Here is a 25,818-nt window from a genome sequence, read left to right on the forward strand (position 1 = left end):
TTTTTCCCCTATCGGGCACGAATTTTCCCTAAAACGGAAAGGTTTGGAGAAAGCCCCCTGATAAAACATCGCGTTGTTCGGGGAAACCACATCAATTCATTAAGGAAAGAGGAAAAAAAAATTACCGGTATAAATATTGCTGCTCCTGGTTTTATTGATGTTGTTCCAGAGATTGTGCACCCGGTTTCGGCAGGAATCGTGAGAAATCCCCGTTTTCCGGTGTCGAGATCGCTAAGGAGATCGGGTGTAAGTCATGCTTTTTACAGATTTTGTTTGATCCGGTGGAATGGAAACCGAAAGGGTCCGAAAGAGGTTGTCCCGGTGTTTCCATTATCGGATCAATCCCGGAGGGAAAACGGTGATTACTCTCATCTGCGGTAGCCTGCGTGGAATCCGGCTTTTCCCCTCGCGACGGGGGTATCTCTATCGCCCGCAGCCCCTTAGGGGATAGCCATGCCCCTTCGACCGACAATGGGGTTGCGGGAATACGGCGAGCTGTTCCGCCGCCGGAGGTGGGAGATCGCATTCTCGGTCCTCGCCATCCTGTTCGCCGCCAGCGTATATTGCGTGGTGACACCGGAGCTGTACAAGTCGAGCATCACGATCCTCGTCATACCGCAAACCCTCCCGCAGGATTACGTCCGCTCCACGATCAGCGCCAAGGTGGAGGAGCAGATGGCCACGATCCGGCAGCAGGTGTTGAGCCGCACGACGTTGACGAAGGTGATGGACGAGCTCCGCCTCTTCGAGAAGGAACGCAAGAATCTCAGCGCCGAGGAAATGTTCGCGATGCTGCGCAAACGCATCGAGATCGAGGTCGTCCAGGGCAGAAGCCGGGAGAGAAGCGAGGCGTTCACCATTTCTTTCCTGCACGAGAACCCGCAGTCTGCGATGCGCGCCGTGGCAAGGCTCGCCTCTCTTTTCATCGACGAGAACCTGGAGACCAGGGAACAGCAGGCAGTGGGGACCTCCGAATTCCTGGATTCCCAGCTTAAGTCCACGAAGGTGAAACTCGAGGGGATGGAACGAGAGGTCAAGGACTACAAGATCCGGCACATGGGGGAGCTCCCCCAGCAGATGGAGGCGAACCTCCGCATGCTGACCGGCCTGCAGGACCGGCTTCGCTCCAACGAAAGCAGCACCAGGACCGCGGAAGAGCGCAAGGTCTTCCTCGAGGCGCAGATCAGCCTGATCGGGAATATGTTCGTTACCACTCCAACCAGGAGCGGTGAAACGGCGTCGGCAACCCCCCAGGATTCGCTCCTTTCTCTGGAACATGAACTCGCGTTGAAGAAGGCGAAACTTGCGGACCTGAGCATACGGTACACCGACATGATTCCGGAAGTCGCCCGAACCAAGCAGGATGTGGCGGACATCGAGAGGCGGATCGCGGAGACCCAGCGATCCGCCGCCCTTCAAGGGGACAGGGATCAAGCCGCGGATCCCCTGAATTCCGCGACGGCATCCTCAACCGGGAGCGGGGAAATCCGCCGCATGAGAGCCCAGTTGAAATCCACCACGGCGGAAATCGCATCCCTCAAGAAGGAGAAAGCGGAAATCCAGAAAAGCATCGCCGCCGTGGAGCAGAAGGTCGAGCAATCGCCTCGGCGGGAGCAGGAGATGATCTCCCTGATTCGGGATTATGAGAATCAGAAGAAGTCTTACGACGACCTGCTGAAGAAGAAGCTCGAAGCGGACGTCTCGCAAAACCTCGAGAAACGGCAAAAGGGGAAACAGTTCCAGATCCTCGACCCTGCGAACTTGCCGGAAGTCCCATTCAAGCCGAACCGGAAGGAGGTGATGGGGGTCTCCCTCCTGATCGCCCTGGTACTTGGGTTCGGGGGCACGATCGCCTATGAGACGTTCGACTTGAGGCTGCGCGACGCGCGCGACTTCCGGCATTTCTACAAAGTGCCGATCCTCGGCAACATCCCGGTGGTCCAGGACCAGCAATACCTGCGGGCACGGGCCATGCGCCGTGCGGCGATGCTCGGGGGACTGGTCACGTTAACCATGGCTTTCTCCATCTTCCTGCTGGTCAACCGCGAGAAGATCCGGAACATCCTGAGTTTCTAGGCGGGTGTGCATGAAGATCCCGTTCCTCAAACACTTTGAATTGCCGTCGGAAAAACCGAACCGGGGATCCCTTTTCCGGAGCACGGACCTGATTTTCAACGAGCAGTTCAAGAATTTCAGTGCCCGGTTCGAATACAATGTCGACCTACGGGGCTTGAAGGCCGTTGCGGTCACCAGTTCCATCGCCGGGGAGGGGAAGACCGTTTCAACGGTGAACCTGGCCATGAACCTGGCCTCCACCGGCAGGAAGAAGGTGCTCCTCGTCGACTTCGACTTGAGAAAATCCGACCTCGCCAGGGAGCTGCGGATCACACCGCTGCCCGGAATGGTGGAGTACCTCGGCGGCTCCGTGAGCCTGGGGGACACCGTCCGGGACGGCTTGGCGAAGGGGCTCCACGTGATTCCCAGCGGAACGCAGGTCGACGCCACCTGGGACCTGATCACAGGGGATAAGTTCCGCGCTTTCCTGAAGGAAATCCGCGACGCCTACGACGTCATCCTGCTGGATACCCCCCCCATCATCCCGGTTTCGGACACCCTTGCCCTTCGGGAGGTCGTGGACGGTTTCATCCTCGTCTACCGCCTGGGCTACACCCCGCACACCTTGTTCCGTCGAGCGATGGAGGATATCGGGGTGCCGAAACTGCTCGGCGTTCTGCTGAACGGGGAGGAGCCGGAATCGGGACGGTATTACCAGCGATATTACGGGAAATATTACAAGAAACCGGAAGTGTGATGCACCGTCCGCCGGGGAACGGGAAAGGAGTCTTTTCATGCAGAAGAAAATCACCATTGCCGTAGTGGGCTGCGGGTATTGGGGGCCGAACCTCATCCGGAACTTCCATTCCCTGCCGGATTGCCGGGTAAAGCTGGTCTGCGACAGCGACCCGAAGCGGCTGGTCCACATGAAGGAAGTGTATCCTTCCGTGGAGACCACCCAGGACTTCGAGAAGATCATCGGCGACAAGGAAGTGGATACGGTGGTCGTCGCCACGCCGGTGAACCTCCACTACGAGATGGCGAGGAAAAGCCTCCAGGCGGGGAAACACACCTTCGTCGAGAAACCGATGACCCAGACCTCGGGGCAGGCCAACGAGCTGGTCCAGCTGGCCGCGAGGAACAGGCTCACGCTCATGGTGGGGCACACCTTCATCTACTCCGCCCCCGTCCGCCGCATCAAGGAGATCATCAAGGCCCGCGACATCGGAGAGGTCCAGTACATCAGCTCCCGGCGACTGAACCTGGGGCTCTTCCAGAAGGATATCAACGTGGCGTGGGACCTGGCCCCCCACGACATCTCGATCATCCTCTACCTGCTGGGGAAAGCACCGCTCTCCGTCAACTGCCAGGGGAAAGCGCACATCCACAAGGACATCGAGGACGTGACGAACATGACCCTGGACTTCGAGGACGGCGGGTTCGCGACGATTCACAGCAGCTGGCTCGACCCGAACAAGGTCCGGGAGATGATCATCGTGGGAAGCAAACGGATGATCGTCTACGACGACAACGAGCCGCTGGAGAAGATCAAGATCTACGACAAGCGGGTGGAGACGCCGCCCCACTACGACACCTTCGCCGAGTTCCATTATTCGTACCATTACGGCGACATGTATGCCCCGTACATCAAGCAGGTCGAGCCGCTGAAGGTGGAGTGTCAGCACTTCCTGGACTGCATCCGGACCGGGAAGAGGCCGGAGACCAACGGCCTGGACGGGCTCCGGGTGATCCAGATCCTCGAGGCCTCCTCGCTCTCGCTGAAAAATGGCGGGGGCAGGGTCGAGATCGACCGGAACCTGGGCGCCGTCACGGCGGTTGCCTGAGGGGTACGAGATGAAAATCGAATCCTCCCCGCTGCAGAAGATCGCCCCCAGCGTCAAATTCGGAAAAGGGGTGAAGGTGTACGACTTCGTCAACCTCTATGGCTGCGAGATCGACGACAACACCAAGATCGGCACCTTCGTCGAGATACAGAAAGGCGCGAAGATCGGGAAGAACTGCAAGATCTCCAGCCACACCTTCATCTGCGAGGGGGTGACCATCGAGGACGATGTCTTCATCGGCCACAACGTCACCTTCATCAACGACATGTACCCCCGGGCGACCGTCGAGGGAGGCGGTCTCCAGACGGAGGCGGACTGGGTCTGCATCCCGACGCTGATCAAGAAAGGCTCCTCGATCGGTTCCAGCACGACGCTCCTCGCAGGGATCACGGTGGGAGAGAAGGCCATCGTCGGCGCCGGGAGCGTGGTGACGAAAGACGTCCCGTCGGGGACGATCGTTGCAGGGAATCCCGCCCGCGTCCTGCGGAAAATCGACGAGGAGAAAAAAGGATGAAAGTCCCCTTCCTGGACCTGAAGGCCCAGTATGAATCCATAAAAGACGAGGTTGCCGTGGCGATCCAGCAGGTGCTCGACAGGACCGCCTTCGCCGGCGGGCCGTTTGTCGCCCAGTTCGAGAAGGAGTTCGCCGCGTTCTGCACGACGCGATGCGCCATCGGGGTGGGAAGCGGCACCGATGCCCTCTGGCTGGCGTTGGTGGGGTTGGGCATCGGTCCGGGAGACGAGGTCGTCACCACCCCCAACACCTTCATCGCCACCGCGGAGGCCATCAGCTATTGCGGCGCGAAGCCGGTGTTCGTCGACGTGGACGAAAAGACGTACAACATGGACCCCGCCTTGCTCGAAGCCGCCATAACGCCCCGCACGAAGGCGGTCATCCCCGTCCACCTGTTCGGCCAGATGGCGGACATGGACCCGATCATGGAGATCGCCCGGAAGCGCAAGCTGTTCGTGGTCGAAGACGCCTCCCAGGCGCACGGGGCGGAATACAAGGGGCGGCGGGCGGGATCGATCGGCGACGCGGGCTGCTTCAGCTTCTATCCCGGCAAGAACCTGGGAGCCTACGGGGAGGCGGGCGCCGTCGTGACCAACGACGTGGAGCTGGACAGGAAGGTCCGGATGCTGCGCGACCACGGGCAGGCGAAGAAACATTACCACGACCTGGTGGGCTGGAACGCCCGGATGGACGGGATCCAGGGGGCGATCCTCAGCGTGAAGCTTCGCCACCTCCCCACGTGGAACGAAAGCCGGCGCCGGAATGCAGGGATCTACGACGAACTCCTGCAGGGGATGGACGGGATCACGACTCCGAAAGAGGCCGGCTACGGGAGGCACGTATACCACATCTACGCGGTACGTGTTCCGGCCCGGGATTCCCTGATCGGCGTCCTTGCGAACCAGGACATCCACTGCGGAATTCACTACCCGATCCCCCTTCACCTGCAGGAAGCCTACCGATCTCTGGGGTTGGGAAAGGGAAGGTTCCCCGTGGCGGAAAAAACCGCGTCGGAATTCGTATCTTTGCCGATGTTCCCGGAATTGACCCGCGAACAAATCGAATATGTGGCCAGCGAAATCAAGAGGCCTGTCTATCAGAAGACGCTTACGTGAATCTGCCCAACCACACGACTGAAGTGTCGGGATTCCCCCCGGGGATGAATAGGGAATGGAAGGTCGTGAATCCCATGGAGTACCCGGGATGGGACGACATCATGGCGGCCCATCCGTACTTTTCTTATTTTCTCACCACGAGTTGGGCCCGTGTGCTGAGCGAAGCCTACCGGTATCATCCTCAATATTTTGTTCCTTCCAACGGAAAACATGAAGTGGTTATCCCTTTCATGGAAATCCGAAGCCTCCTGACAGGAAGGAGGGGTGTCTCTCTCCCATTTACCGATTATTTTTCTCCGATAAGTAGCGGAGATCCGGTTATGCAGGATTGGATTAGTTCGGTCATCCGTTACGGGAAGGCGTCCGGGTGGAAATACATCGAGATTCGAAACTCGGTGTCGTTTCCCGATTCGATACCGGTGTTTTCCACTTATTGCGGTCATAACCTCGATCTTTCGGGTACGGAAGAATCGATTTATGCGGGTTTTCGGGACAGTACGAAGCGGAACATCAAGAAGGCCGTCAAGGAGGGTGTGACCGTTACCTGTTTCACGACGGAGGAATCGACTCGGGAATTTTTCAGGCTGAACTGCCTGACAAGGAAAGAACACGGCCTTCCTCCGCAACCGTTTATTTTTTTTAAAAAATTATACGAGCATGTATTTTCAAGAGGCTTTGGATTTATTGCGCTGGCTTCCTACAAGGGCAGGAACATTGCGGGAGTAGTCTGCCTTCATTACGGCGGAAAGGCGATCTACAAATACGGGGCTTCCGACAGGGAGTACCAGCATCTTCGCGCAAACAACCTTGCCGTGTGGGAAGCGATCCGATTGTGCATCCGGCACGGGTGTAAGAGTTTCTCCTTTGGGCGAACCGAGCCTGGCAATCATGGATTGATGCAGTTTAAATCCGGGTGGGGAACCAAAGAAGAGACGATCCGGTATTACCGGTACGACCTGAAGACGGACGCGTTCGTCCGCGGTCAACCCTATGGCCGTGCCTTCTACAACAAGATCTTCAACAACATGCCGGCTTCCCTTTCCCGGGTTGTAGGGGAGATACTGTACAGGCATGCCGGGTAACGAAATTGTTGATCAATAAATGGTATTACCGCTTGAAACCTTTGATCCCCCGGCCGGTCCAGTTGGCAATGCGCAAGAAGTTCGTCCGGATGCAGTGGAAAAAATACCGCGACGTGTGGCCAATCGATGAGCGCGCTGCAACTCTCCCCTCATCGTGGTCGGGATGGCCGGAAGGGAAACGTTTTGCTCTGGTTCTCACGCATGACGTGGACACAGCCCGGGGGATAGACCGGTGCCTCGACCTTGCGGCGATGGAGAGCTCTCTCGGCTTTCGATCCTCGTTCAATATGGTCCCGGAACGGTACCCGATACCGAAGGACTTGAGACGCAGCCTTACGGGAAAGGGGTTTGAGGTCGGGGTCCACGGTCTTTACCACGACGGGAAGTATTTCGAATCCCTGGAGATCTTTCTCGCGAGAGCCCAGAAGATAAACCACTACCTGAAGGAATGGAATGCTGTCGGGTTCCGGACCCCGTCGATGCTCCATAACTTGGAATGGATTGCCGCATTGAACATCGAGTACGATGCATCCACCTTCGACACCGATCCTTTCGAACCCCAGTCGGATGGTGTCAGAACGATCTTCCCGATTCGGGTCCCCGCCAATTCCCTGGGGAAGGGCTACGTTGAACTTCCCTACACTCTGCCACAAGACTTCACGCTGTTCGTGCTTTTCCGTGAGACGTCCATTGAGATCTGGAGAAAGAAACTGGACTGGATCGCTGAAAAGGGGGGCATGGCCCTGTTGAACGTCCATCCGGACTATATGGCTTTCAACGGCGCCGAACGCGGGCCCGAGGAGTACCCGGCAAGTTACTACAAAGAATTTCTGGAGTATGTCCGAAGAAGATACCAAGGGGTCTATTGGAACCCGCTGCCGTCGGAGATCGCAAGATTCTGGAAGAGAAACGGGATGTCGGATCACATCCCTGCCGCCAAGGAAAGAGCTGGGGAACGGCGCGGGTGAAAACGACCGGGAGGGACGTTTCCCGTCAGGCATTGGGCTTCGGATGCAAAGACAACGGACTCATGAAAAAAGAGGAAGGGCCCTCTTGAATTCCCTGTTAGGGAAGGCTCTCTTTTCGCTTAAAGAGAGAGGGTATTCGAAAGTCTTCGGGTTCTACGAACATCACAATAGATCCGCATTTTGGGCCCAACGGGTGGCCGGATACGACGAGATGAAGAAGAGAAAAGTCCGGCAGATATTTTTCTATCAGACAACCGAGTTCTTCTGATTCCATTACAATTCGTACTTCGAATGATCGGCGTCAAATCGAGAACAAAACAAAAAGAATCGGTGGAGGAGTTCTTCGAGCTTTTCAAGACCCCATGGGAGCCATACTCGGAAGGCGCGACATACGATGTCGTGATCACGTCGGATCCTGCCTTTCCGATCCCCACTGCTAAGCTGGTCATTGTCTTCGGACCGGAAGATACTGCCATCCATCGTCAGTTCGGATTGAAGATCCATTCCCTGCGGAATGGAGGGGTGGTGGAATGGGAAGGTGTCTCGATCCCCGTATATGGACCAGTAGCAACCCTTGCTGATCCTCCCAATCCGTTCCTGTACGACAAATGGAAAGAGGTTGTGGGTATTGCTCTCGATCGAAACGGCTGTAACGTTCTTCTCGTCGGGTATGACCTGTTCGACGAAGTGGATTATCTGTTGGGGAAGGGACAACCCGTAGAGAATGCACATGTCCCCACGCTGGAAAGACACATCGCCATGTTGCGGCAATGGATTCTCGGCCAGGGTATTCCTCTTGTTGAAATCCCCCCATCCCCGCATGGGTACGACTTCACCACCTGCCTGACGCACGATATCGATTTCATGGGAATTCGCGACCATAAATTCGACCGTACGGTATTCGGTTATATCTACCGTTCCCTGATACCGAGATACCTGAAAGGACTGGATCGGGAAACGTTTTGCACCAGGTACCTGAAAAACCTGCGGGCCCTGCTGTCCTTGCCGCTGGTTCATATGGGGCTTCGCCCGGATTTCTGGTACCCGTTGGACAGGTACCGGGAGGTGGAGAGGGATCTCAAATCGTCCTTTTTCTTCCTTCCCTACAAGGATCGACCCGGAGAGGGCCTTGACGGGCAACCGAGCAGATACCGGGCCGCCCGATACGATGTCAATCGGTACAAGGAGCCGATCCTTTCCCTGGCTCGTAAAGGCTGCGAAGTCGGTCTCCATGGGATCGATGCATGGCGGGACCCCGGCAAGGGACGTGAGGAGGTCGAAGTCGTACGCAAGATCACGGGCAAGGAAAGGATCGGTGTGCGGATGCATTGGCTCTATTTTTCCGACGAGACGCCGAAACACCTGGAAGAAGCCGGTGTCTATTTCGACTCCACCCTCGGATACAACGACGCGGTGGGGTTCCGTTCCGGCACGACGCAGGCCTTCCGCTTGCCGGGAACCTCGACCGTTTTCGAGTTGCCCCTGAATGTCCAGGATACCGCGATGTTCTACCCGGGGCGAATGCACCTGTCCGAATCCGAGGCGATGGCGATGTGCGGACAGTTGGTCGAAGACCTGAAAGTCTACGGGGGAGTCTTCACGATCAACTGGCACGACCGGAGCCTGGCCCCTGAGCGCAACTGGGACGCCGCCTACCTTTTCTTGCTCGACAGGCTCCGTGGGGAAAAAACCTGGTTCGCCACGGCCGGGGAGGCCATCGCCTGGTATGAACGGCGCAGGGCCATCCGATTCGTTCAACCGGGGGCTGCGGGCGGTATTCCAAAGGCGGTTACGGGACCTGGTGAAACGGGAAAAGGGCCATCGCATGCTCTCAGGGTCCACACGCCGAAAAAAGGGTCGTGTACCAATGCACGGTTTGGCACTGCATTCGTCGATCATCCGCTGATTTCCTGAAATGGACTCGCGGGGGGGCCATAAGGTGAAACATGTTTGCATGATCGCCTATACGGGTTATTCCCTCGACGGCAGGGTGCGCCGCGAGGCCGAGGCGGTCAACGCCCTTCCCGGGTATGCCGTCACGGTTTTGACGGCGAAAGAGCAGGAAGCCCCGAGGCTCTACGAGCAAGACGGGATCCGGATCTTCGAACTCGATATGCCGAAGTACCAGGGGAAAAGCGGGGCCCGATATGTTCTCTGCTATCTCCGGTTCACCCTCCTCGCGTTCATCGAGTGCACGAAACTCATGGCTCGCAAGTCCCTGGATATCGTCCACGTGCACAACATGCCGAATTTTCTGGTGTTCGCTGGATTGACCCCGTATCTTTCCGGGAAGCCGATCATCCTGGACGAGCACGACACGATGGTCGAGACCTTCTCCGCCAAGTTCAACGGTCGTCGCATCCGGTTCCTCGAATGGGCATTGCGCCTGGAGGAGGCGGTCTGCTGCCGCATGGCGCGTCGCATCGTCTGCGTCAACGACGTCCAGAAGGCGGCGATGGTTGCGCGGGGCATTCCCGAAGAAAAGATCGTCGTCGCGATGAACGTTCCCGACCCCAGGTTATTCAACCGTACGCAAAGGATCCCTGGCGGCTCCAGGGAAAACGGAAAATTCCGGATGATCTACCACGGGACCGTGGCGAAACGGCTGGGTGTTCATCTGGCGGTTCGGGCCGTAACGAAGTTGAGCGACGAAATTCCGGGCCTGGAATTCTACGTCGTGGGCGGCGGGGACGACATGAAGGAAATTCAGGATCTGGGCAGGATCCTGGGAATGGGGGACAAGGTCCTTTTCCCGGGGAGCGTGTCCCTGGATAGGCTGGCCCCCTTTCTCGGCGGGATGGACCTTGGCATCATCCCGAACGGCAGGAATTGCGCCACGGAACTCATGCTTCCGGTGAAGATGCTCGAGTGCGTCGCCCTCGGCATACCCGTCGTGGCCCCGCGGCTGAAAACGATATCCCACTATTTCACCGAAGACATGGTCTTTTTCTTCGAGCCGGACGACGTCGATTCCATGGCACAGGCCATTCTGGCGGCTTCGTCGAACGAGGAGGAACGGCGGCGAAAGGCCCATAAGGCCAGGGAGTTCATGGAGAAGTACGGATGGGAAACCCACAAGACCGAATTCATCGAGATGTACAAGAGCCTCTGAAGCCAGCTACGAGCAGAATCACATTCTTGAAAAGGAAGGGAACATGACCGAGAAAAATGACCGGAAGGTGAAATTCGCCGTGGTGGGGATCGGAAACATCGGCACCAGGCACCTGGCAGTCATCGAGGTCGAACCCCGGGCCCGGCTCGTGGACATCTGCGACATCAAGAAGGAGGTCTGCGACAAGTATTCCGGGCTCTACAATGTCCGGTCGACCACGGATTTCTCGGAGATGCTCCGGACGACCTCGGCGGACGTCATCAACATTTGCACCCCGCACGGACTGCATGCCCCCATGGCGATCGAGGCGGCGAACGCGGGCAGGCACATCCTGGTGGAAAAGCCGATGGCCCTGACCGTCGAGGAGACCCTGCGGATGGACGAGGCGGCAAGAAAGAACGGCGTCCGCCTGATGGTTATCTGGCAGAACCGGCACAACGTTCCGATCAAGCTCGTGAAGAAGGTGCTGGAAGACGAGGCGCTGGGGCAGATCTACATGGCGCATTGCGCGGTCTTCTGGAACAGACCCCAAAGCTACTACGACCGGTCCAGCTGGCTGGGACGAAGAGACCTGGAAGGAGGACCCCTCTATACGCAATGCAGCCATTTCATCGACCTGATGATCTACATGTTCGGCGACATCCAGCGGGTGAATTCCATCGGGGAAACGAAGAGCCACAGCATCGAGATCGAGGATTGCGGTGTCGCCATGATGAAGTTCAAGTCCGGAGTGATGGCGACGATGTCCTACACCAATTGCGTGTACAACAAGAACTACGAGGGAAGCATCACGATCATCGGGGAGAAGGGGACGATCAGGATCGGCGGATCGTACCTGAACACCATCGATTTCTGGGACGTCCAGTCGTATCCGCTTCCGCATAACATCGACTTCAATGACCGGCCCAACCATTACGCCAAGTACAAAGGCACCAGCTCGAACCACGACAAGGTGATCGCGGATGTGGTCGCGGACCTCCTGGACGGGAAGCAAAGGATGGCGGGCTGGAAGGACGGGCACAGGGTCGTCGAGGCGATCCAGATGATCTACCGCTCCCAGTACCGCAACGGAGTACGGGTCACCACCCTCCAGATGAACGAAGAGGACGCACAGGGAACGGAGAACGTGGAGAAGTGGCTTCTGGCGGAACGGGGTTGAGATGACGGTTAGCTACCGGATATTTCCGGCGGTCGTGATCGGCGAGGGATCGATCATCGAGGATTATTGCATCATCGGGGCCCCGCCCCGCGGGAAACGGGCCGGCGAGCTCGATACGATGATCGGCAACGGGGCGGTATTGCGGTCCCATACGGTCATCTACGCCGGGAACCGGATCGGAGCGAACTTCCAGACGGGGAACAAGGTGAACATCCGGGAGTCGAACGAGATCGGAGACAACGTCAGCATCGGGACCATGTCGGTGATCGAACATCACGTCCGCATCGGGAACGGGGTTCGCATGCACAGCCAGGTCTTCGTCCCGGAGTTCACCGTGATCGAGGACGGGGCGTGGCTGGGGCCGAACGTCGTGATCACGAACGCCAAATACCCGCTTTCTCCGGGAGTCAAGGAAACGCTCGCGGGACCGGTCTTGAAAAAGGGGGCCAAGATCGGGGCCAACGCGACGATCCTCCCCGGCCTCGTCATCGGAGAGAATGCCTTTGTCGGAGCGGGATCCGTCGTGGTGAAGGATGTCCCGGACAACGCCGTCGTTGCCGGAAACCCCGCGAAGGTGATCAAGATGATCACGGAACTGCCTTACTGAGGGTCACGGCGTGGAAATCCCGTTCGTCGACTTGCGAGCCCAGTACCGAAGCATCCGGGAAGAGATCGACAAGGCGATCGTCGACGTCATTTCCGATAGCGCATTCATCGGAGGGCCGTTTGTCCGTTCTTTCGAATCGGCTTTCGCTGAATTCTGCGGAGCGAAGCACTGCATCGGGGTGGGCAACGGGACCGACGCCATCTTTCTCGTGTTGAAGGCCCAAGGCATCGGTGCGGGGGACGAGGTCATCACCGCCGCGAATTCGTTCATCGCCACGTCCGAGGCGATCTCGATGACGGGCGCGAAAGTCGTTTTCGCGGATATCCATCCGGACACGTTCAACATGGACGCGGCGGAGATCGGGAAACGGGTAAACAGGAATACGAAGGCGATCGTTCCGGTCCACCTGTACGGCCAGCCCGCGGATATGGATCCCATCCTGGAACTGGCGGGGAAATTCGGGCTCAAGGTCATCGAGGATGCGGCGCAGGCGCACGGTGCCGTATACAAGGGGAAAAAGGTCGGGACGATGGGAAACGCCGGCTGCTTCAGCTTCTATCCAGGGAAAAACCTGGGAGCCTACGGGGATGCGGGGGCTGTCGTCACCAACGACGACGAACTGGGAATGAAAATACGAATGATCGCGAACCACGGGAGAATCGACAAGTACGACCATGAGATGGAAGGGGTCAACAGCAGGCTGGACGGACTGCAGGCGGCGATCCTGAAGGTCAAGCTCGCACACCTTCCGGAGTGGACGGAGCATCGGAGGAAAACGGCCTATCTGTACAATGCTCATCTTCTCCCCGGCCAAGGGGTTGTTACCCCGAAGGAAATCGAGGATGTGATCGCCGTATATCACTTGTACGTGATCCGGGTGAAAAAGGAGCTGAGGACTTCGTTGCAGATGCACCTGAAAAGGAGCGGCATCTCCACCGGGATTCATTACCCGGTGACCCTGCCCAACCTGAAAGCCTACTCCCATCTGAACCATGCCGAGGAGGATTTTCCGGAAGCGACCCGGGCCTCCCGGGAGATTCTGTCCTTGCCGATCTTCCCGGAGATGGGGGAGGATCAGGTCCGGTTTGTTGCCAAAACAATCGAGCAATTCTTCCAGTAGCCATAATGGCATTTGACCCGTCGGGACGTTCCCGTCAAACGGCAATCCGAGAACCGATGAGGGATATGCGCGGCATTCCATCGAGGATCAGGGAGGAGGGAAAGATTTCGGATGTTTCCTACGTGCTTATCACTCCCGCCCGCAACGAGGAAGAACATATCGAAAAAACGATACGGTCCGTGGTATCCCAGACGGTTCTCCCCGAAAAGTGGGTGATCGTGAGCGACGGGTCGACGGACCGTACGGAGGAAATCGTCGGGAAATATCTGGACGGGAATCCCTGGATGGAACTTGTCCGAATGCCGACCCGTAGCGACCGGCACTTTGCGGCGAAAGTCCATTGCTTCAACGCGGGCTATCAAAGAGTCCAGGAGATCGAATACGAGGTCATCGGAAACCTGGATGCGGATATCTCCTTCGAAGAGGAATATGTGGAATTCCTGCTGTCCAAGTTCCAGGAGAACCCGCGTTTAGGCGTTACAGGAACTCCGTTTATCGAGGAATCCGCGGGGACGTACAACTATCATTTCGCGAATATCGAGCATGTTTCCGGGGCATGCCAGCTTTTCCGGCGAGAATGTTTCGAAGAGATCGGCGGGTACATACCCATCCGAGGAGGCGGCATCGACTGGACCGCCGTAACTACCGCGCGAATGAGGGGATGGGAAACGAGGACATTCCCGGAAAAAACCTGCCTCCATGGTCGGCCGATCGGCACCGCGGACAACAGTAAGTGGATAGCCTGGTTCAAGCACGGAAAGAAGGATTATTTTCTGGGGGGGCATCCGCTTTGGGAACTCTTTCGATCGGTTTACCAAATGAAGTCGGAACCTTTTATGCTGGGGGGATTCTTCCTGTTTTTGGGATATTGCTATGCGTTTCTGACGAACATGGATAGGCCCGTCCCAGACGAATTGATCGCATTCCACAGGAAAGAGCAGATGACGAGGTTAAAAACCATCTTTTGTGACGCCTTGAAGTTGGGGCCGAGACATTAGGAACCCGTACCGGTCGTCATCATCAAGGCATGATATTGAATTCTCCCCGGAAAAAACGGATTCAGGTGAGCACATCGAGTTTGTGGGAAAAAATCCCGGATCGATCCAGAAGGCTGAAAGCCGACCTCCTTGCCAGGCGTTCATTTCGGTTGGAAAGCAAAACCCCCTTCATATCCTTCACGTTCGACGATTTTCCCAGATCTGCATATACCGTAGGTGGAGCGATATTGAAGAGGTACGAACTGACGGGAACCTATTACATCTCGATGGGCATGATGAACCAGACGACAGCAACCGGGGAAATAGCCGATCCGGAAATGCTCGGGAATGTCCTTTCCGATGGTCACGAATTGGGATGCCATACCTATGCTCATCCCGATGCATGGCAGACGAGACCGGACCTGTTCGAATCATCGATCATTGAAAACCGGCGTGCACTCCGGAGCATTTTGCCCGGAAGGAACTTCAGGACCTTTGCGTTTCCTCTGGGCAATGCAACGCCTCAAACCAAGCGGATCGCGGGGAGGTATTTCGTTTGCTGCCGCGCTGGCAAACAGACATTCAACACAGGGAGAATCGATCTGAATAACCTTAACGCGTACTTTCTGGATAGACGGCTTGGAGCAAGCCCATCGTCGATCAAGAAGATCATCGACAGCAATGGTCATGCAAAAGGATGGCTCATCTTTGTTACCCACGATGTGGGAGATGATCCCTCTCCTTATGGATGCACTCCGGATTTTTTCGAAGGGATCGTCCGGTACGCAGTAAATTCCGGGTCCGTTATTTTACCGGTAATCCGAACGTGCGAATCCCTTGCTGTTGCCCCGGTGACAGGAATGTCATGAAAAACAAATTGGAAAACAGCATAAGAAAAGTAGAACGGTGGGTGGAGGAAAACCAGTACATCGGCTATGAACCCTTTGACGGCCTGCTTTCTTTTTTGCGTCCTCTGACGTTCGGCAATCTATTTTTGGATCGGATCTTGTTGCAGATCGTTCGCCAAAGCCCGTTCAATCTCCGACCCCTCCTGGGGATCAAGCCCCAGGAATCGACGATCGGAAGGGGTTACATGGCCTGGGGTTATCTTACGATGTACAAGATTACCGGAATCAAACGGTATGCGGATAAAGCCGAGGCATGCCTTACGTGGTTGATGAAGAACAAATCTCCCGGATATTCGCATTACAGCTGGGGAAAGCACTTCGATTTCGCAAGCCGGGGCGGAATCTATAGGAAATTCGAACCGATCATCGTCTGGACCGGTCTCATCGGCCAGGCATTCCTGGACGCGTACGAAGTACTCGAGGACAAGAAATATCTGGAAGTCGCCGTCAGCATATGCGACTGGATCATGGAATTGCCTCGGGAACAGACGGATTCCGGGGTTTGCTTGAGTTATTTGGCGTTTCAGCAAAGCTCGATACACAACTCGAACATGCTCGGCGCCGTCATGCTGGCGCGGACATCCAAGAGGATCGGTGGTTCCCGTTATCTCGAGACGGCCAGGGAATCGATGAAATACAGCTGCACGAGACAGCTTCCCAATGGCTCCTGGTACTATGGGGAATCACCGGAAAACCATTGGATCGACAATTTCCATTCCGGATACAATCTGGATAGCCTGAAAAGCTACATCGAATGCACGGGAGACACGGAATTTGCGGAAAACATGAAACGAGGCCTTCATTTTTACAAACGGCATTTTTTCGAAGAGAACGGAAGGCCGAAATATTACCAAAACCGGACGTATCCCGTCGATTCCCAATGCGCCTCCCAGTCGATCCAGACTCTGGCCAATTTTTCCGACCACGATGATTCCTCGCTTGAACTGTCGCTGAAAGTAGCCCGATGGACGATCGACAATATGCAGGATCCGAAGGGGTACTTCTATTATCGGCAATACCCGCTGGTGAAGGCGAAAACGCCGATGCTTCACTGGGGGCAGGCAACGACGTACAAAGCATTGTCGGTTTTGCTGTCAAAGATATGAATTTGCCGGAATACGATGGATGACATTGGTGCCGCAGGAACAAAACCGTACGGGTCCCAAGGATCATATCACGGTATGCCTCTGTACCTATAAACGTCCGACCTTCCTGAATAATTTATTGGACAAACTGATCTACCAGGAAACGGGAGATCTTTTCCATTACTCGATAGTCATTGTCGACAACGACATGGAAAAATCATCGGAAGAAACCGTATCGTCTTTTCATGAGAAAAACCCTTTACAGATCGATTGGTATTTTGAACCGGAAAGAAACATTTCCCTTGCACGAAATAAATCCATAAAAAAAGCGCCGGGCAATTACGTTGCGTTGATCGACGATGATGAATTTCCTTCACGTTCCTGGCTGTTGAATTTGTACAAAACCCTGAAGCGATATGATGCGGATGGAGTGCTCGGTCCTGTAAAGCCTTATTTTGAATACGATCCTCCCGAGTGGATCGTGAAAGGGAAATTCTGTGAAAGACCGACGTACCAGACCGGGACGATATTACAGAAAGATTTTCGGACAGGAAACGTTCTTCTCGATATCCATATTTTTGACGATGAAGAAAATTATTTCGATCCGAAATATGGCAGGTCAGGCGGGGAAGACATTGATTTCTTCGAGCGGATCATCAAGAAAGGCCATGTAATCATTTGGTGTGATGAAGCACCGGTGTATGAATACGTACCGGTCGAGCGCCACAAAAGATTATTCTATGTAAAAAGATACATGCGGATCGGTGGGATACGAGGGAAGGAAGCAAGGGAATCACGAGATTTGAAGGGAAAGACCGGATTGTTTCTGAAATTCATCGCGGTATTTTTTGTCTGTTTTTCGATCTTGCCGGTCAGTTTGCTGTTCGGGCACCAATTTTTCATGAAATTTTTGATCAAGTCCGCTCACCATTTTGCATGGATAGCAAGCTTTTTGGGCTATGTGTTCATTCGACATAAAGAGGATTGACGATTCCGCTTTTGCTTCGTACGTTATGAATAGGAAAATATCTCCCGCGATAAGCCATTGAAAATCGGAGATCCATTATGAAAGGGATCTTGGAAAAGGACATTACCATATCCGGAAGAATGATAAAGCTGGCCAAATTACAGGCGGAGGGCTTTGAATTTATCGATAATCCGGAAGATTTCGTAGCAAAAATGAAATCGGAAAAAGTGAAAGCGGACATCTTCACTTTCCCCCAAAAGTTACCGGAAACGACCCCGAATTACAGTTACTATATGGAATGGGACAATGTCGCTGCCATTCCGATCCGGACCTACGAGTACTGGTGGACGAAGCAGATAGATAAACAGACCAGAAAGAAGGTCAGGAAAGCCAAGGAAAAAGGGGTAGAAATCAGTATTGTCAATTTCGATGATGAATTTGTTCGGGGAATAGCCGGTATCTATAACGAGTCACCAATAAGGCAGGGGAAGCGTTTTTGGCATTACGGGAAAAACCTGGAGACGATAAAAAAAGAAAATGCGACCTATTTAGATAGAAGCTGTTTTCTTGGTGCATATTACAATGGTGAACTGATTGGGTTCATAAAACTTGTTTTTGATAAAGATTTTGCGAGCACGATGCAAGTAATCTCCAAGATCGGGCACCGGGACAAGGCCCCGACGAATGCATTGATTGCGAAAGCGGTTGAAGTCTGCGAGCAGAAAAAAATGCCGTACCTTGTGTATGCAAAATTCTTTTATAGGGGAAAAAGAAAAGATTCATTGAGTGAATTCAAGCATCATAATGGATTTATAAAAATAGACCTTCCCAGATATTACATTCCCATGACATCAAAAGGTAAAATCGCATTAACGTTTCATCTCCATCGCGACATAAAAGACAACCTTCCGGAGAAATTAGTATATTTCCTGACAGACATGAGAAACCGATTGAATAAGATCAAATACGGGAAAGAAACAAACGGGAAGCTGGATAGTCGACAAATATTCAATGCGTAAGGCAACGATCAAACGCCCAGGTTCAAGAAGGTTTCTGATTCCCAGATCGGTGATCCTGCCTGATTTTGATGGCATTCCACGACAATCAAAACTCGCCATGTCCGGAATGATACGAATCATCCGGGTTTAATTTCCGCGGGCATTGAAAAGGTAGGAGAATACCGAATGCCAGGGATTGCTGGGATAATAAGTGGGCAACCCGACGAGAAGAACGTAGGACATCTGAAAGATATGATCCGTTGCATGGTCCATGAGCCCTTTTACACCTCGGGCACCTATATCAATCCTTATTTGGGAGTCTATGCGGGATGGACATGCCTGAAGGGATCCTTTGCCGACTGCATGCCGGTATTCAACGAAACAAGAGACTTGGTACTGATCTTCTCGGGAGAAAATTTTATCGACAACGATCGGATCCATTACTTAAAAAGAAAAGGCCATGCGTTCGAGAATTCCGACGCGAGTTATCTCATACATCTGTACGAAGAAGAAGGCGATCGTTTTTATAAACTCTTGAATGGTTTTTTCCGCGGAATGATCGTCGATCTGAGAAACAGGGAAATCGTTGTTTTCACCGATCGATATGGCATGGGAAGAGTCTATTATCATGATGAGGGTGATCAGTTTCTGTTTTCTACCGAAGCAAAGTCCTTGCTATCGATCAGGCCGGAGCTGCGGGAAATTTCTCCCAAAAGCCTGGGGGAATATTTTACCTGCGGGTGCGTTCTTCAAGACCGAACCCTGTTCTCCAATGTTTTTGTATTGCCTGGAGGCTCGGCATGGTCGTTTCAGAACGGGAAGGAATTAAAAAAAGATTCCTATTTCGAACCGGACACGTTGGAAAACCAACCTGTTCTGGAAAAGGAAACCTTTTATGAAGGCTTGCGGGAAGCATTGCATGACGTGATTCCGAGATATTTTCGTCCCGATGGCAGGATCGCAATGTCCCTGACCGGGGGGTTGGATACCAGGATCGTTCTGGCATACGGGAATAATCGGCCCGGGGAATTGCCCTGTTACACGTTCGGGAGCGTGTATCGGGACAGCTTCGATGTATGCCGGGCACGTGAAATCGCCAAGATGTTCAATCAACAACATATCGTGCTGCCGGTTGGAAAGGAGTTCCTGTCGGATTTCCCTGCCTATGCCGAAAGGACGATCTATATCTCCGACGGGTGTCTCGATATCATCGGATCCCCGGAACTGTACATCAACCAAATTGCCCGGGAGATCGCCCCGATTCGGATGACGGGAAATTATGGAAGCGAAGTCCTGAGAAATGTCCGGACATTCAAGGCGGTTTCCCCCCTTGAAAAGATATTCCATCCGGATTTCCTGAGGGACATTGACGATGCTTTTGAGAACTTCCGTTCCATCGGCAGGGAGCATGAGCTGACCTTTACCCTGTTCAGGCAGACCCCTTGGTACGGGTACGGCCGCCTTGCCATGGAGCAGTCCCAGTTGACGGTTCGAACCCCCTTCCTGGACAATGACCTGGTGGCACTTGCGTATCGCGCTCCGCCGGGGATTGCCGGAACGGACGAGTTCGCCCTCCGCCTGATAGCCGACGGAAATCCCGCGTTACGGAGAATCCGAACCGATCGGGGAATCGGGGGGAATTCGAACTATTTATCCTCCATATTTTCCAGATCGTATCATGAGTTTCTGTTCAAGTCGGAATATTACTACAATTACGGCATGCCCCAATGGCTGGCGAAAATCGATTACGCGTTTCGACCTCTGCAGTTGGAAAGATGGTTTCTGGGGCGCCATAAATTTCACCATTTTCGTGTATGGCTTCGCGATGAATTGTCGGAATTCGTGCGAGAGATCTTATTGGACAAGCGGACCACTTCCCGGCCGTTTTTGAACAAGGATTTTTTGGAGGAAATGGTAAATAGTCACATAAGGGGACATGGAAACTATACTGTTGAGATAAACAAAATTTTATCCGCAGAGATGATTCACAGATTGTTCATAGAGCGAAAATAGGTTCGCGATCAACCAAACATGTAAATACGTACAACTATGAATCTTTCGATTCCCCTCATTCTATCTGTTTTCTTTATTATCGTTATTTATAAGTTGGAGTATCAATGGAGACCGAATGTCTCCCGGGCCCTCTGGGTCCCGATCATCTGGTTGATGATCGTTGGATCGAGATACCTTTCCTTTTGGCTGAATCTATCGAATCCGATCGAAACGCCCGAATCGGTCATGGAGGGAAGCCCCTTCGATCGAATCGTTTTCCTGGCATTGAATATTGCCGGTATCTATATATTATATAAGCGAAAATTGCGTTTGCTTCAAATCATTAATGGAAATGTTTGGATATTCCTGTTCTTCCTTTTTGGAGCCATCAGTGCACTGTGGTCGGAAATCCCTTACGTATTGATCAAGAGACTTTTCAAATCAATCGGAAATCCGGTGATGGCCTTGGTGGTTCTGAGCGAACCCTATCCGTTTGAAGCAATGAAAACCGTGTTCCGGAGATGTGCATACGTCCTGTTGCCTCTATCCATCATATGCATAAAATATTATCCCAAAATTGGCAGAGCATACTCCTACACAGGGGAGTTAATGTACCGTGGAGTTACAGGACAAAAGAATGATCTTGGCCTTATTTGTATGATATTTACCATCTGTTTCTTTTTTGGCATTTTGAAAAGATCAAACTGGCAAATTCAGCCGGATAATAGAAAAGTAATCCTCATGGACATCATGTTTTTGAGTATGGGTTTCTGGTTACTAATGAAGTCAAATAGTGCTACTTCATTGGTATGTTTCATTACCGGGGTATTCATAATATTTGTAACGGAATTTTCATTATTCAAAAGAAACGTCCGTTCTGTACATGTGCTTTTTTTTGTTTCTATCTTGTTGTTTTTTATCGCGCAATTATCATTCGATGTTAAAGGAGTTGTCATATCGAGCTTAGGACGCAACAATACGTTAACCGAAAGGGTTCCATTGTGGGAATATCTTGTCGGTATGGGTACAAACCCGATTGTCGGTGCTGGTTTTGAAAGTTTCTGGACCGTAGAAAGACTCAAAATCGTGAAGGGACTTTATGGGGTGGTTTCTGTCCATAACGGTTATCTGGATATCTATCTGAATCTTGGATATATCGGAATATTTTTGTTTGCAGCCATTGTCGTGACCTCTTATAGAAATACGATCAGGGATTTACCTTCAAATTTCGATTTCGGAATATTCAAATTGACGTTTCTGATCATTATACTTTTATATAGTTATACCGAAGCGTATCTCGCCGGGATCAACATGATATATTTCTTGTTTTTTTTCATCACGATGAGGTGCCCTTCACTTTCCAACGATAGCGATTCCCCCGATTCCGCATCCGGGTATGTTGACGTATGGGATATAGAGCGTATCGGAAAACCGGACGGGATACCTAACGGCAACCGACACGGGGAAACATCAAATCGTGTCCTACAGGAGGTTGTATGTCGCCAAGGCGGGAAATGATGGTAGTTTCTGCATGTTGCTTGTATTTATCGTTGTCTCTTCTTTTATTCCCCTCGGGATCGTCTGCGGATACCCACACGGCTGCCTCGTGCAGCAACAGCGATGTACAAGCTGCCGTCAACGCGGCTTCCGATGGCGATATGGTTTCCATTCCCGGAGGGGATTGCACATGGACCGCTTCCGTGGTTGTTGATCTTGCATCTCCCGCGAGGGGACTCACGATACAGGGTGCAGGGATAGGGATCACCAACATAACGAATTATGGATTCGACGTGTCGGGGGATTACGGAAAGAATTGGCGCGTGACCGGGATGACCCTGAAAGGGAGCGCCGGGTTCGTTGTTGGCGGTGCTTCAAAAAATTGGAGGATCGATCATATCTATTTTGATGCCTCGACGGGCACACCAGGCGCATCAGGGCGGTTGATATGGGTACAGCCATCTACCGGCCACTATACTTCCGGAGTAATCGATCACTGTACTTTCCACCATCTGCAGACAACCGCTTTTCATTACCGGGATGACCAATCAAGCGGCGGAAACAGTTCCTGGAATCGGGCGCTGGGTCTTGGCGGGGGTGATGCGGTTTATATCGAGGATTGCACGTTTATCTATTCGTCCTATAAACCTGAGTGGATGACGACGGATTGCGAAGGGGGGCGTTACGTATTCCGGTACAACACGGTGCAGGACGGGTACGTCGGGATGCATGATGCTATCGTAAACGGGTGGAGATCTTGCAGGAAGTGGGAGATCTATAACAACACGTTCATCAATTCGCCTGGCAGCGGCATATATACGGATATGGCGATTCGGGGAGGAACCGGTGTCGTATTCAACAACACGTTCACCGGGGCACCCGATGGGAAGCCCATACATCTGGCTCTCTATAGAACTTATCAAACAGGAGGAAATCCCTGGGATGTCCTTTGCAGCAATTCGTCCGGGAAAGCCTGTCTGGGTTCTTCGTCTACCTACCCGCAGCGATGTTTATCGGATGCGAACTGTGGGGGCAAAACCGGGGCTTGTATCGCCATCGATAATATCAGTGGCAGTCCAAGCGGGTATCCCTGCCGGGATCAAATCGGATGGGACGGGAACACCCAAAGAACATCACGCCCATCCTTGTTCTGGAACAACCAGGTGGACGGCGTCTACACCCACCCCGTGGTTGTCAGCGGGAAAGATTATCTTGTCAATGGCAGAGATTATTGTACCGGTACATCTGGCATGCCGTCGTCCTGCAACGGGGTCGCCTCGGACTATACCCCGTTTCCCTATCCGCATCCTGTGACCGTTGAGATCCCTGTTACGAGATATCCCAATCCCCCGGCCCTCAGGAGAACACAGTAACAAAGAATAGAACGCCGGAACAAGAGATCAGCCCACCTGTTTCTTGTCGGCAGAACCTGCATTTATCGATCAATAGTAAGGGGAAAGGATTTTTGTATGAATGAATTGGTTTCCATACTGATACCGGCCTACAATGCGGGAAGATGGATACAGGACACAATCCTTTCCGCATTGAATCAAACATGGGGGGAAAAGGAAATTATTATAGTAGATGATGGATCTTCTGACAAAACCCTGCAGATTGCGAAACAATTTGAATCGAAATCGGTCAAAGTGATCGCTCAGGAAAATAAAGGTGCTAGCTCTGCGAGAAATAAAGCACTGAAATATGCTCAAGGAAACTATATACAATGGCTCGATGCGGATGATCTGTTATCTCCGGATAAAATACATTTACAACTCGAAGATCAAGAAATGCGGAATGATGAAGATCTGTTGCTGTCCTCGGCATGGGGGAAATTCTTTTTCCGGCCTGAAAAGACAAAATGGATTCAGAATTCGCTTTGCCAAGACCTAACCCCTGTTGATTGGATTCGCAGAAAGATGTCCGAGAATGCATGGATGGCGATCGATTCCTGGCTGGTAAGCCGGAAATTGACGGAAATAGCGGGGCCTTGGGATGAACGCATTTCTTTGGACATCGATGGAGAATATTTTTGTAGAGTTGTCGCTTGCAGCAAGATGGTCAGATATATTCCCAAGGCAAAATCGTATATTCGGACGGGTAATTCATCCAGCATCAGCAGTCCGGTCAATCTTTCGGATAGAAAATTGAAGGCTCAATATTTGTCGCTTCGGTCGCAAATTCAAACCCTGCTGTCGTTGGAAGACAGCATCATTACTCGATCCGCATGCGTAGATCTCCTGCGGGATTACCTCATTTATTTTTACCCCGATCAAAAAGAGATCCTCGAGGAAATGGATGTACTTGCTGCTTCGTTGGGGGGAAGGTTGACCATACCGGAAATACAAGGAAAGTATAGGATGATAAAAAATGTTTTTGGTTGGGATGTGGCAAAAAAAGCGCGTATTTTTTTGCCATCTACCAAAATGATGGTTTTAAAGAATTTGGACAAATTACTGTTCTCCTGCTCGATGACGAATAAATAATCGTCAATGAGACGACTGCTTCTTTCCTTCATCTGCCTCCTGTTTCTCGGATCGTCGGCTTCGGCCCTCGTTTCGGTTCAGGCCACCGTCGAGACGGATCCGGTGCCTCACGGCGGAGATGCCGCGGACGATATCGCGATATGGGTTCATCCTGCAGATACGGCATTATCCACCATCATCGGAACGGACAAGTCGGGCGGAATTGCGGTGTACGACCTGGCCGGAAAACAATTGCAGTACCTTTCCGACGGCAAAATGAATAATGTGGACATCCGGTACGGGTTCCCGTTGGGCGGTGCGGCGATCGACCTTGTCGGCATGACCAATCGCACCACCAACTCCCTCGACTTCTATAAGGTCGATCCTTCCACCAGGCAACTAACCCGCGTGGGTTCGGTATCCACTTCTCTTGTCGTATACGGATTCTGCATGTACAAGAGTCCATCGACCGGAAAATATTATGCTTTCGTAAACGACAAGAAAGGGAAGGTGGTGCAGTACGATATCCACGCCGACGGAAGAGGGAATATCAAGGGAACAATCGAGCGCTCTTTCAAGGTCGGATCGCAGGTGGAGGGATGCGTGGCCGACGATGAACTGGCGAAATTCTACATCGGGGAAGAAGCGGTCGCCATCTGGAAGTACGGCGCAGAGCCCGGAGACGGTACAACCCGAACAAAAGTCGATGCCGTCGGGTCGAATCTTTCTTCCAACATCGAGGGACTGACGATCTATTATGCGGCAGGCGGGACGGGGTATTTGATAGCTTCCAGTCAAGGAAACAGCCAGTTCGCCGTGTACAAGAGGGAGGACGGCAACGCCTACATCGGGAATTTTCAAATCACGGCGGGGCCGATGGATGCGGTTTCGGGGACGGACGGAATCGACGTCGTCGGGGGGTCGATGGGGGCTTCTTTCCCCTATGGCTTTTTCGTTGCGCAGGACACGGACAACGATAGCGGGAACCAGAATTTCAAGTTGGTCCCCTGGGAAAGAATTGCCTCTGCGTTTACACCGAACCTTTCAATGAATAGAACTCGGACCCCGATTCGGATAACCAATCGCCCGGGTGACTGAAAAGTACAATCAAGCAATAGAGTCAAATATCCTGGTGGTTGGATCCCGCATTCTTCATATGATGAAGCGTCATTTCCACCAAAAAATTGTATCCAGAGCCTTTACGCGCATCCCGCAACGATTGCTGGATACATTATCTCCGACTCAAATCCTCCTCCCGTATTACCACGTGGTCAGCGATGACAAGGTTGTACACACATGTCATCTGTACCCGTATAAGGGAACCCGAGAATTCACGGAAGATCTCGATTATCTCCT

22 protein-coding genes are annotated in these 25,818 nt (G+C 53.0%); 21 read left to right on the forward strand and 1 reads right to left on the reverse strand.

Annotated elements, in window-relative coordinates:
* Positions 1-471: 471 nt before the first annotated feature.
* From A2Z13_05425 to A2Z13_05460, 8 genes are all read left to right on the forward strand, one after another.
* Complete coding sequence (locus tag A2Z13_05425; protein ID OGP81321.1) at positions 472-2,076, forward strand: hypothetical protein; 1,605 nt, start codon at positions 472-474, stop codon at positions 2,074-2,076.
* A 10-nt stretch (positions 2,077-2,086) separates the two neighbouring features.
* On the forward strand, positions 2,087-2,812 hold the full coding sequence (locus A2Z13_05430; GenBank protein OGP81322.1) for a hypothetical protein: 726 nt from the start codon (positions 2,087-2,089) through the stop codon (positions 2,810-2,812).
* A 37-nt stretch (positions 2,813-2,849) separates the two neighbouring features.
* Complete coding sequence (locus A2Z13_05435; protein ID OGP81323.1) at positions 2,850-3,899, forward strand: oxidoreductase; 1,050 nt, start codon at positions 2,850-2,852, stop codon at positions 3,897-3,899.
* Positions 3,900-3,909: 10 nt separating this feature from the next.
* Entirely contained in the window at positions 3,910-4,413 is a 504-nt protein-coding gene (locus A2Z13_05440; GenBank protein ID OGP81324.1) for an acetyltransferase, read from the forward strand.
* Entirely contained in the window at positions 4,410-5,528 is a 1,119-nt protein-coding gene (locus tag A2Z13_05445; GenBank protein OGP81325.1) for an erythromycin biosynthesis sensory transduction protein eryC1, read from the forward strand. Before A2Z13_05440 ends, A2Z13_05445 begins: the two co-directional genes overlap by 4 nt.
* Positions 5,529-5,572: 44 nt before the next feature.
* Positions 5,573-6,610 carry a hypothetical protein gene (locus A2Z13_05450; protein OGP81340.1) on the forward strand — a complete coding sequence of 346 codons (1,038 nt, stop codon included), beginning with the start codon at positions 5,573-5,575 and terminating at the stop codon, positions 6,608-6,610.
* 8 nt (positions 6,611-6,618) lie between these two features.
* Positions 6,619-7,578 carry a hypothetical protein gene (locus A2Z13_05455; GenBank protein OGP81341.1) on the forward strand — a complete coding sequence of 320 codons (960 nt, stop codon included), beginning with the start codon at positions 6,619-6,621 and terminating at the stop codon, positions 7,576-7,578.
* A gap of 85 nt (positions 7,579-7,663) precedes the next feature.
* Positions 7,664-7,846, forward strand: coding sequence for a hypothetical protein (locus A2Z13_05460; GenBank protein ID OGP81326.1), 183 nt, complete (start codon positions 7,664-7,666; stop codon positions 7,844-7,846).
* A gap of 5 nt (positions 7,847-7,851) precedes the next feature.
* On the opposite strand, the gene A2Z13_05465 is transcribed toward A2Z13_05460, so the two are convergent.
* Positions 7,852-8,595 carry a hypothetical protein gene (locus A2Z13_05465; GenBank protein ID OGP81327.1) on the reverse strand — a complete coding sequence of 248 codons (744 nt, stop codon included), beginning with the start codon at positions 8,593-8,595 and terminating at the stop codon, positions 7,852-7,854.
* Between A2Z13_05465 and A2Z13_05470 the strand changes: the two genes are divergently transcribed.
* From A2Z13_05470 to A2Z13_05530, 13 genes are all read left to right on the forward strand, one after another.
* Positions 8,596-9,492: a hypothetical protein gene (locus tag A2Z13_05470; GenBank protein OGP81328.1), complete on the forward strand. Its 897-nt coding sequence runs from the start codon at positions 8,596-8,598 to the stop codon at positions 9,490-9,492.
* 40 nt (positions 9,493-9,532) lie between these two features.
* Positions 9,533-10,690, forward strand: coding sequence for a hypothetical protein (locus tag A2Z13_05475; GenBank protein ID OGP81329.1), 1,158 nt, complete (start codon positions 9,533-9,535; stop codon positions 10,688-10,690).
* Between the two features lie 43 nt (positions 10,691-10,733).
* The gene (locus A2Z13_05480) at positions 10,734-11,849 is read left to right on the forward strand and encodes a hypothetical protein (GenBank protein OGP81330.1); all 1,116 of its coding nucleotides are present in this window, start codon (positions 10,734-10,736) and stop codon (positions 11,847-11,849) included.
* Between the two features lies 1 nt (position 11,850).
* Positions 11,851-12,456, forward strand: a complete 606-nt coding sequence (locus A2Z13_05485) for a transferase (GenBank protein ID OGP81331.1) — start codon at positions 11,851-11,853, stop codon at positions 12,454-12,456.
* Positions 12,457-12,466: 10 nt separating this feature from the next.
* Positions 12,467-13,576 carry an erythromycin biosynthesis sensory transduction protein eryC1 gene (locus tag A2Z13_05490; GenBank protein ID OGP81332.1) on the forward strand — a complete coding sequence of 370 codons (1,110 nt, stop codon included), beginning with the start codon at positions 12,467-12,469 and terminating at the stop codon, positions 13,574-13,576.
* A 65-nt stretch (positions 13,577-13,641) separates the two neighbouring features.
* Positions 13,642-14,574, forward strand: a complete 933-nt coding sequence (locus A2Z13_05495) for a glycosyl transferase (GenBank protein ID OGP81342.1) — start codon at positions 13,642-13,644, stop codon at positions 14,572-14,574.
* 889 nt (positions 14,575-15,463) lie between these two features.
* Positions 15,464-16,567 (forward strand): hypothetical protein, encoded by a 1,104-nt coding sequence (locus tag A2Z13_05500; protein OGP81333.1) that lies wholly within the window; start codon positions 15,464-15,466, stop codon positions 16,565-16,567.
* 19 nt (positions 16,568-16,586) lie between these two features.
* Positions 16,587-17,534, forward strand: coding sequence for a hypothetical protein (locus A2Z13_05505; GenBank protein ID OGP81334.1), 948 nt, complete (start codon positions 16,587-16,589; stop codon positions 17,532-17,534).
* A 77-nt stretch (positions 17,535-17,611) separates the two neighbouring features.
* A complete protein-coding gene (locus A2Z13_05510; protein ID OGP81335.1) occupies positions 17,612-18,532 on the forward strand; it encodes a hypothetical protein in 921 nt (306 codons plus the stop codon).
* A 165-nt stretch (positions 18,533-18,697) separates the two neighbouring features.
* On the forward strand, positions 18,698-20,524 hold the full coding sequence (locus tag A2Z13_05515) for a hypothetical protein (protein ID OGP81336.1): 1,827 nt from the start codon (positions 18,698-18,700) through the stop codon (positions 20,522-20,524).
* A gap of 225 nt (positions 20,525-20,749) precedes the next feature.
* The gene (locus tag A2Z13_05520; protein ID OGP81337.1) at positions 20,750-22,021 is read left to right on the forward strand and encodes a hypothetical protein; all 1,272 of its coding nucleotides are present in this window, start codon (positions 20,750-20,752) and stop codon (positions 22,019-22,021) included.
* Between the two features lie 1,448 nt (positions 22,022-23,469).
* A complete protein-coding gene (locus A2Z13_05525; GenBank protein ID OGP81338.1) occupies positions 23,470-24,483 on the forward strand; it encodes a hypothetical protein in 1,014 nt (337 codons plus the stop codon).
* A 6-nt stretch (positions 24,484-24,489) separates the two neighbouring features.
* A complete protein-coding gene (locus A2Z13_05530; GenBank protein ID OGP81339.1) occupies positions 24,490-25,560 on the forward strand; it encodes a hypothetical protein in 1,071 nt (356 codons plus the stop codon).
* The last annotated feature ends 258 nt before the right edge of the window (positions 25,561-25,818 follow it).

It is taken from the genome of Deltaproteobacteria bacterium RBG_16_64_85 (assembly GCA_001798885.1).
In the GTDB taxonomy this organism is placed as follows: Bacteria; Desulfobacterota; Deferrimicrobia; order Deferrimicrobiales; family Deferrimicrobiaceae; genus FEB-35.

Coding starts and splice junctions, on each gene's coding strand:
- A2Z13_05425 (OGP81321.1), top strand. CDS start 472: ATGGGGTTGCGGGAATACGGCGAGCTGTTCCGCCGCCGGAGGTGGGAG.
- A2Z13_05430 (OGP81322.1), top strand. CDS start 2,087: ATGAAGATCCCGTTCCTCAAACACTTTGAATTGCCGTCGGAAAAACCG.
- A2Z13_05435 (OGP81323.1), top strand. CDS start 2,850: ATGCAGAAGAAAATCACCATTGCCGTAGTGGGCTGCGGGTATTGGGGG.
- A2Z13_05440 (OGP81324.1), top strand. CDS start 3,910: ATGAAAATCGAATCCTCCCCGCTGCAGAAGATCGCCCCCAGCGTCAAA.
- A2Z13_05445 (OGP81325.1), top strand. CDS start 4,410: ATGAAAGTCCCCTTCCTGGACCTGAAGGCCCAGTATGAATCCATAAAA.
- A2Z13_05450 (OGP81340.1), top strand. CDS start 5,573: ATGAATAGGGAATGGAAGGTCGTGAATCCCATGGAGTACCCGGGATGG.
- A2Z13_05465 (OGP81327.1), bottom strand. CDS start 8,595: ATGAACCAGCGGCAAGGACAGCAGGGCCCGCAGGTTTTTCAGGTACCT.
- A2Z13_05470 (OGP81328.1), top strand. CDS start 8,596: ATGGGGCTTCGCCCGGATTTCTGGTACCCGTTGGACAGGTACCGGGAG.
- A2Z13_05475 (OGP81329.1), top strand. CDS start 9,533: ATGATCGCCTATACGGGTTATTCCCTCGACGGCAGGGTGCGCCGCGAG.
- A2Z13_05480 (OGP81330.1), top strand. CDS start 10,734: ATGACCGAGAAAAATGACCGGAAGGTGAAATTCGCCGTGGTGGGGATC.
- A2Z13_05485 (OGP81331.1), top strand. CDS start 11,851: ATGACGGTTAGCTACCGGATATTTCCGGCGGTCGTGATCGGCGAGGGA.
- A2Z13_05495 (OGP81342.1), top strand. CDS start 13,642: ATGCGCGGCATTCCATCGAGGATCAGGGAGGAGGGAAAGATTTCGGAT.
- A2Z13_05505 (OGP81334.1), top strand. CDS start 16,587: ATGACATTGGTGCCGCAGGAACAAAACCGTACGGGTCCCAAGGATCAT.
- A2Z13_05510 (OGP81335.1), top strand. CDS start 17,612: ATGAAAGGGATCTTGGAAAAGGACATTACCATATCCGGAAGAATGATA.
- A2Z13_05515 (OGP81336.1), top strand. CDS start 18,698: ATGCCAGGGATTGCTGGGATAATAAGTGGGCAACCCGACGAGAAGAAC.
- A2Z13_05520 (OGP81337.1), top strand. CDS start 20,750: ATGGAGGGAAGCCCCTTCGATCGAATCGTTTTCCTGGCATTGAATATT.
- A2Z13_05525 (OGP81338.1), top strand. CDS start 23,470: ATGAATGAATTGGTTTCCATACTGATACCGGCCTACAATGCGGGAAGA.
- A2Z13_05530 (OGP81339.1), top strand. CDS start 24,490: ATGAGACGACTGCTTCTTTCCTTCATCTGCCTCCTGTTTCTCGGATCG.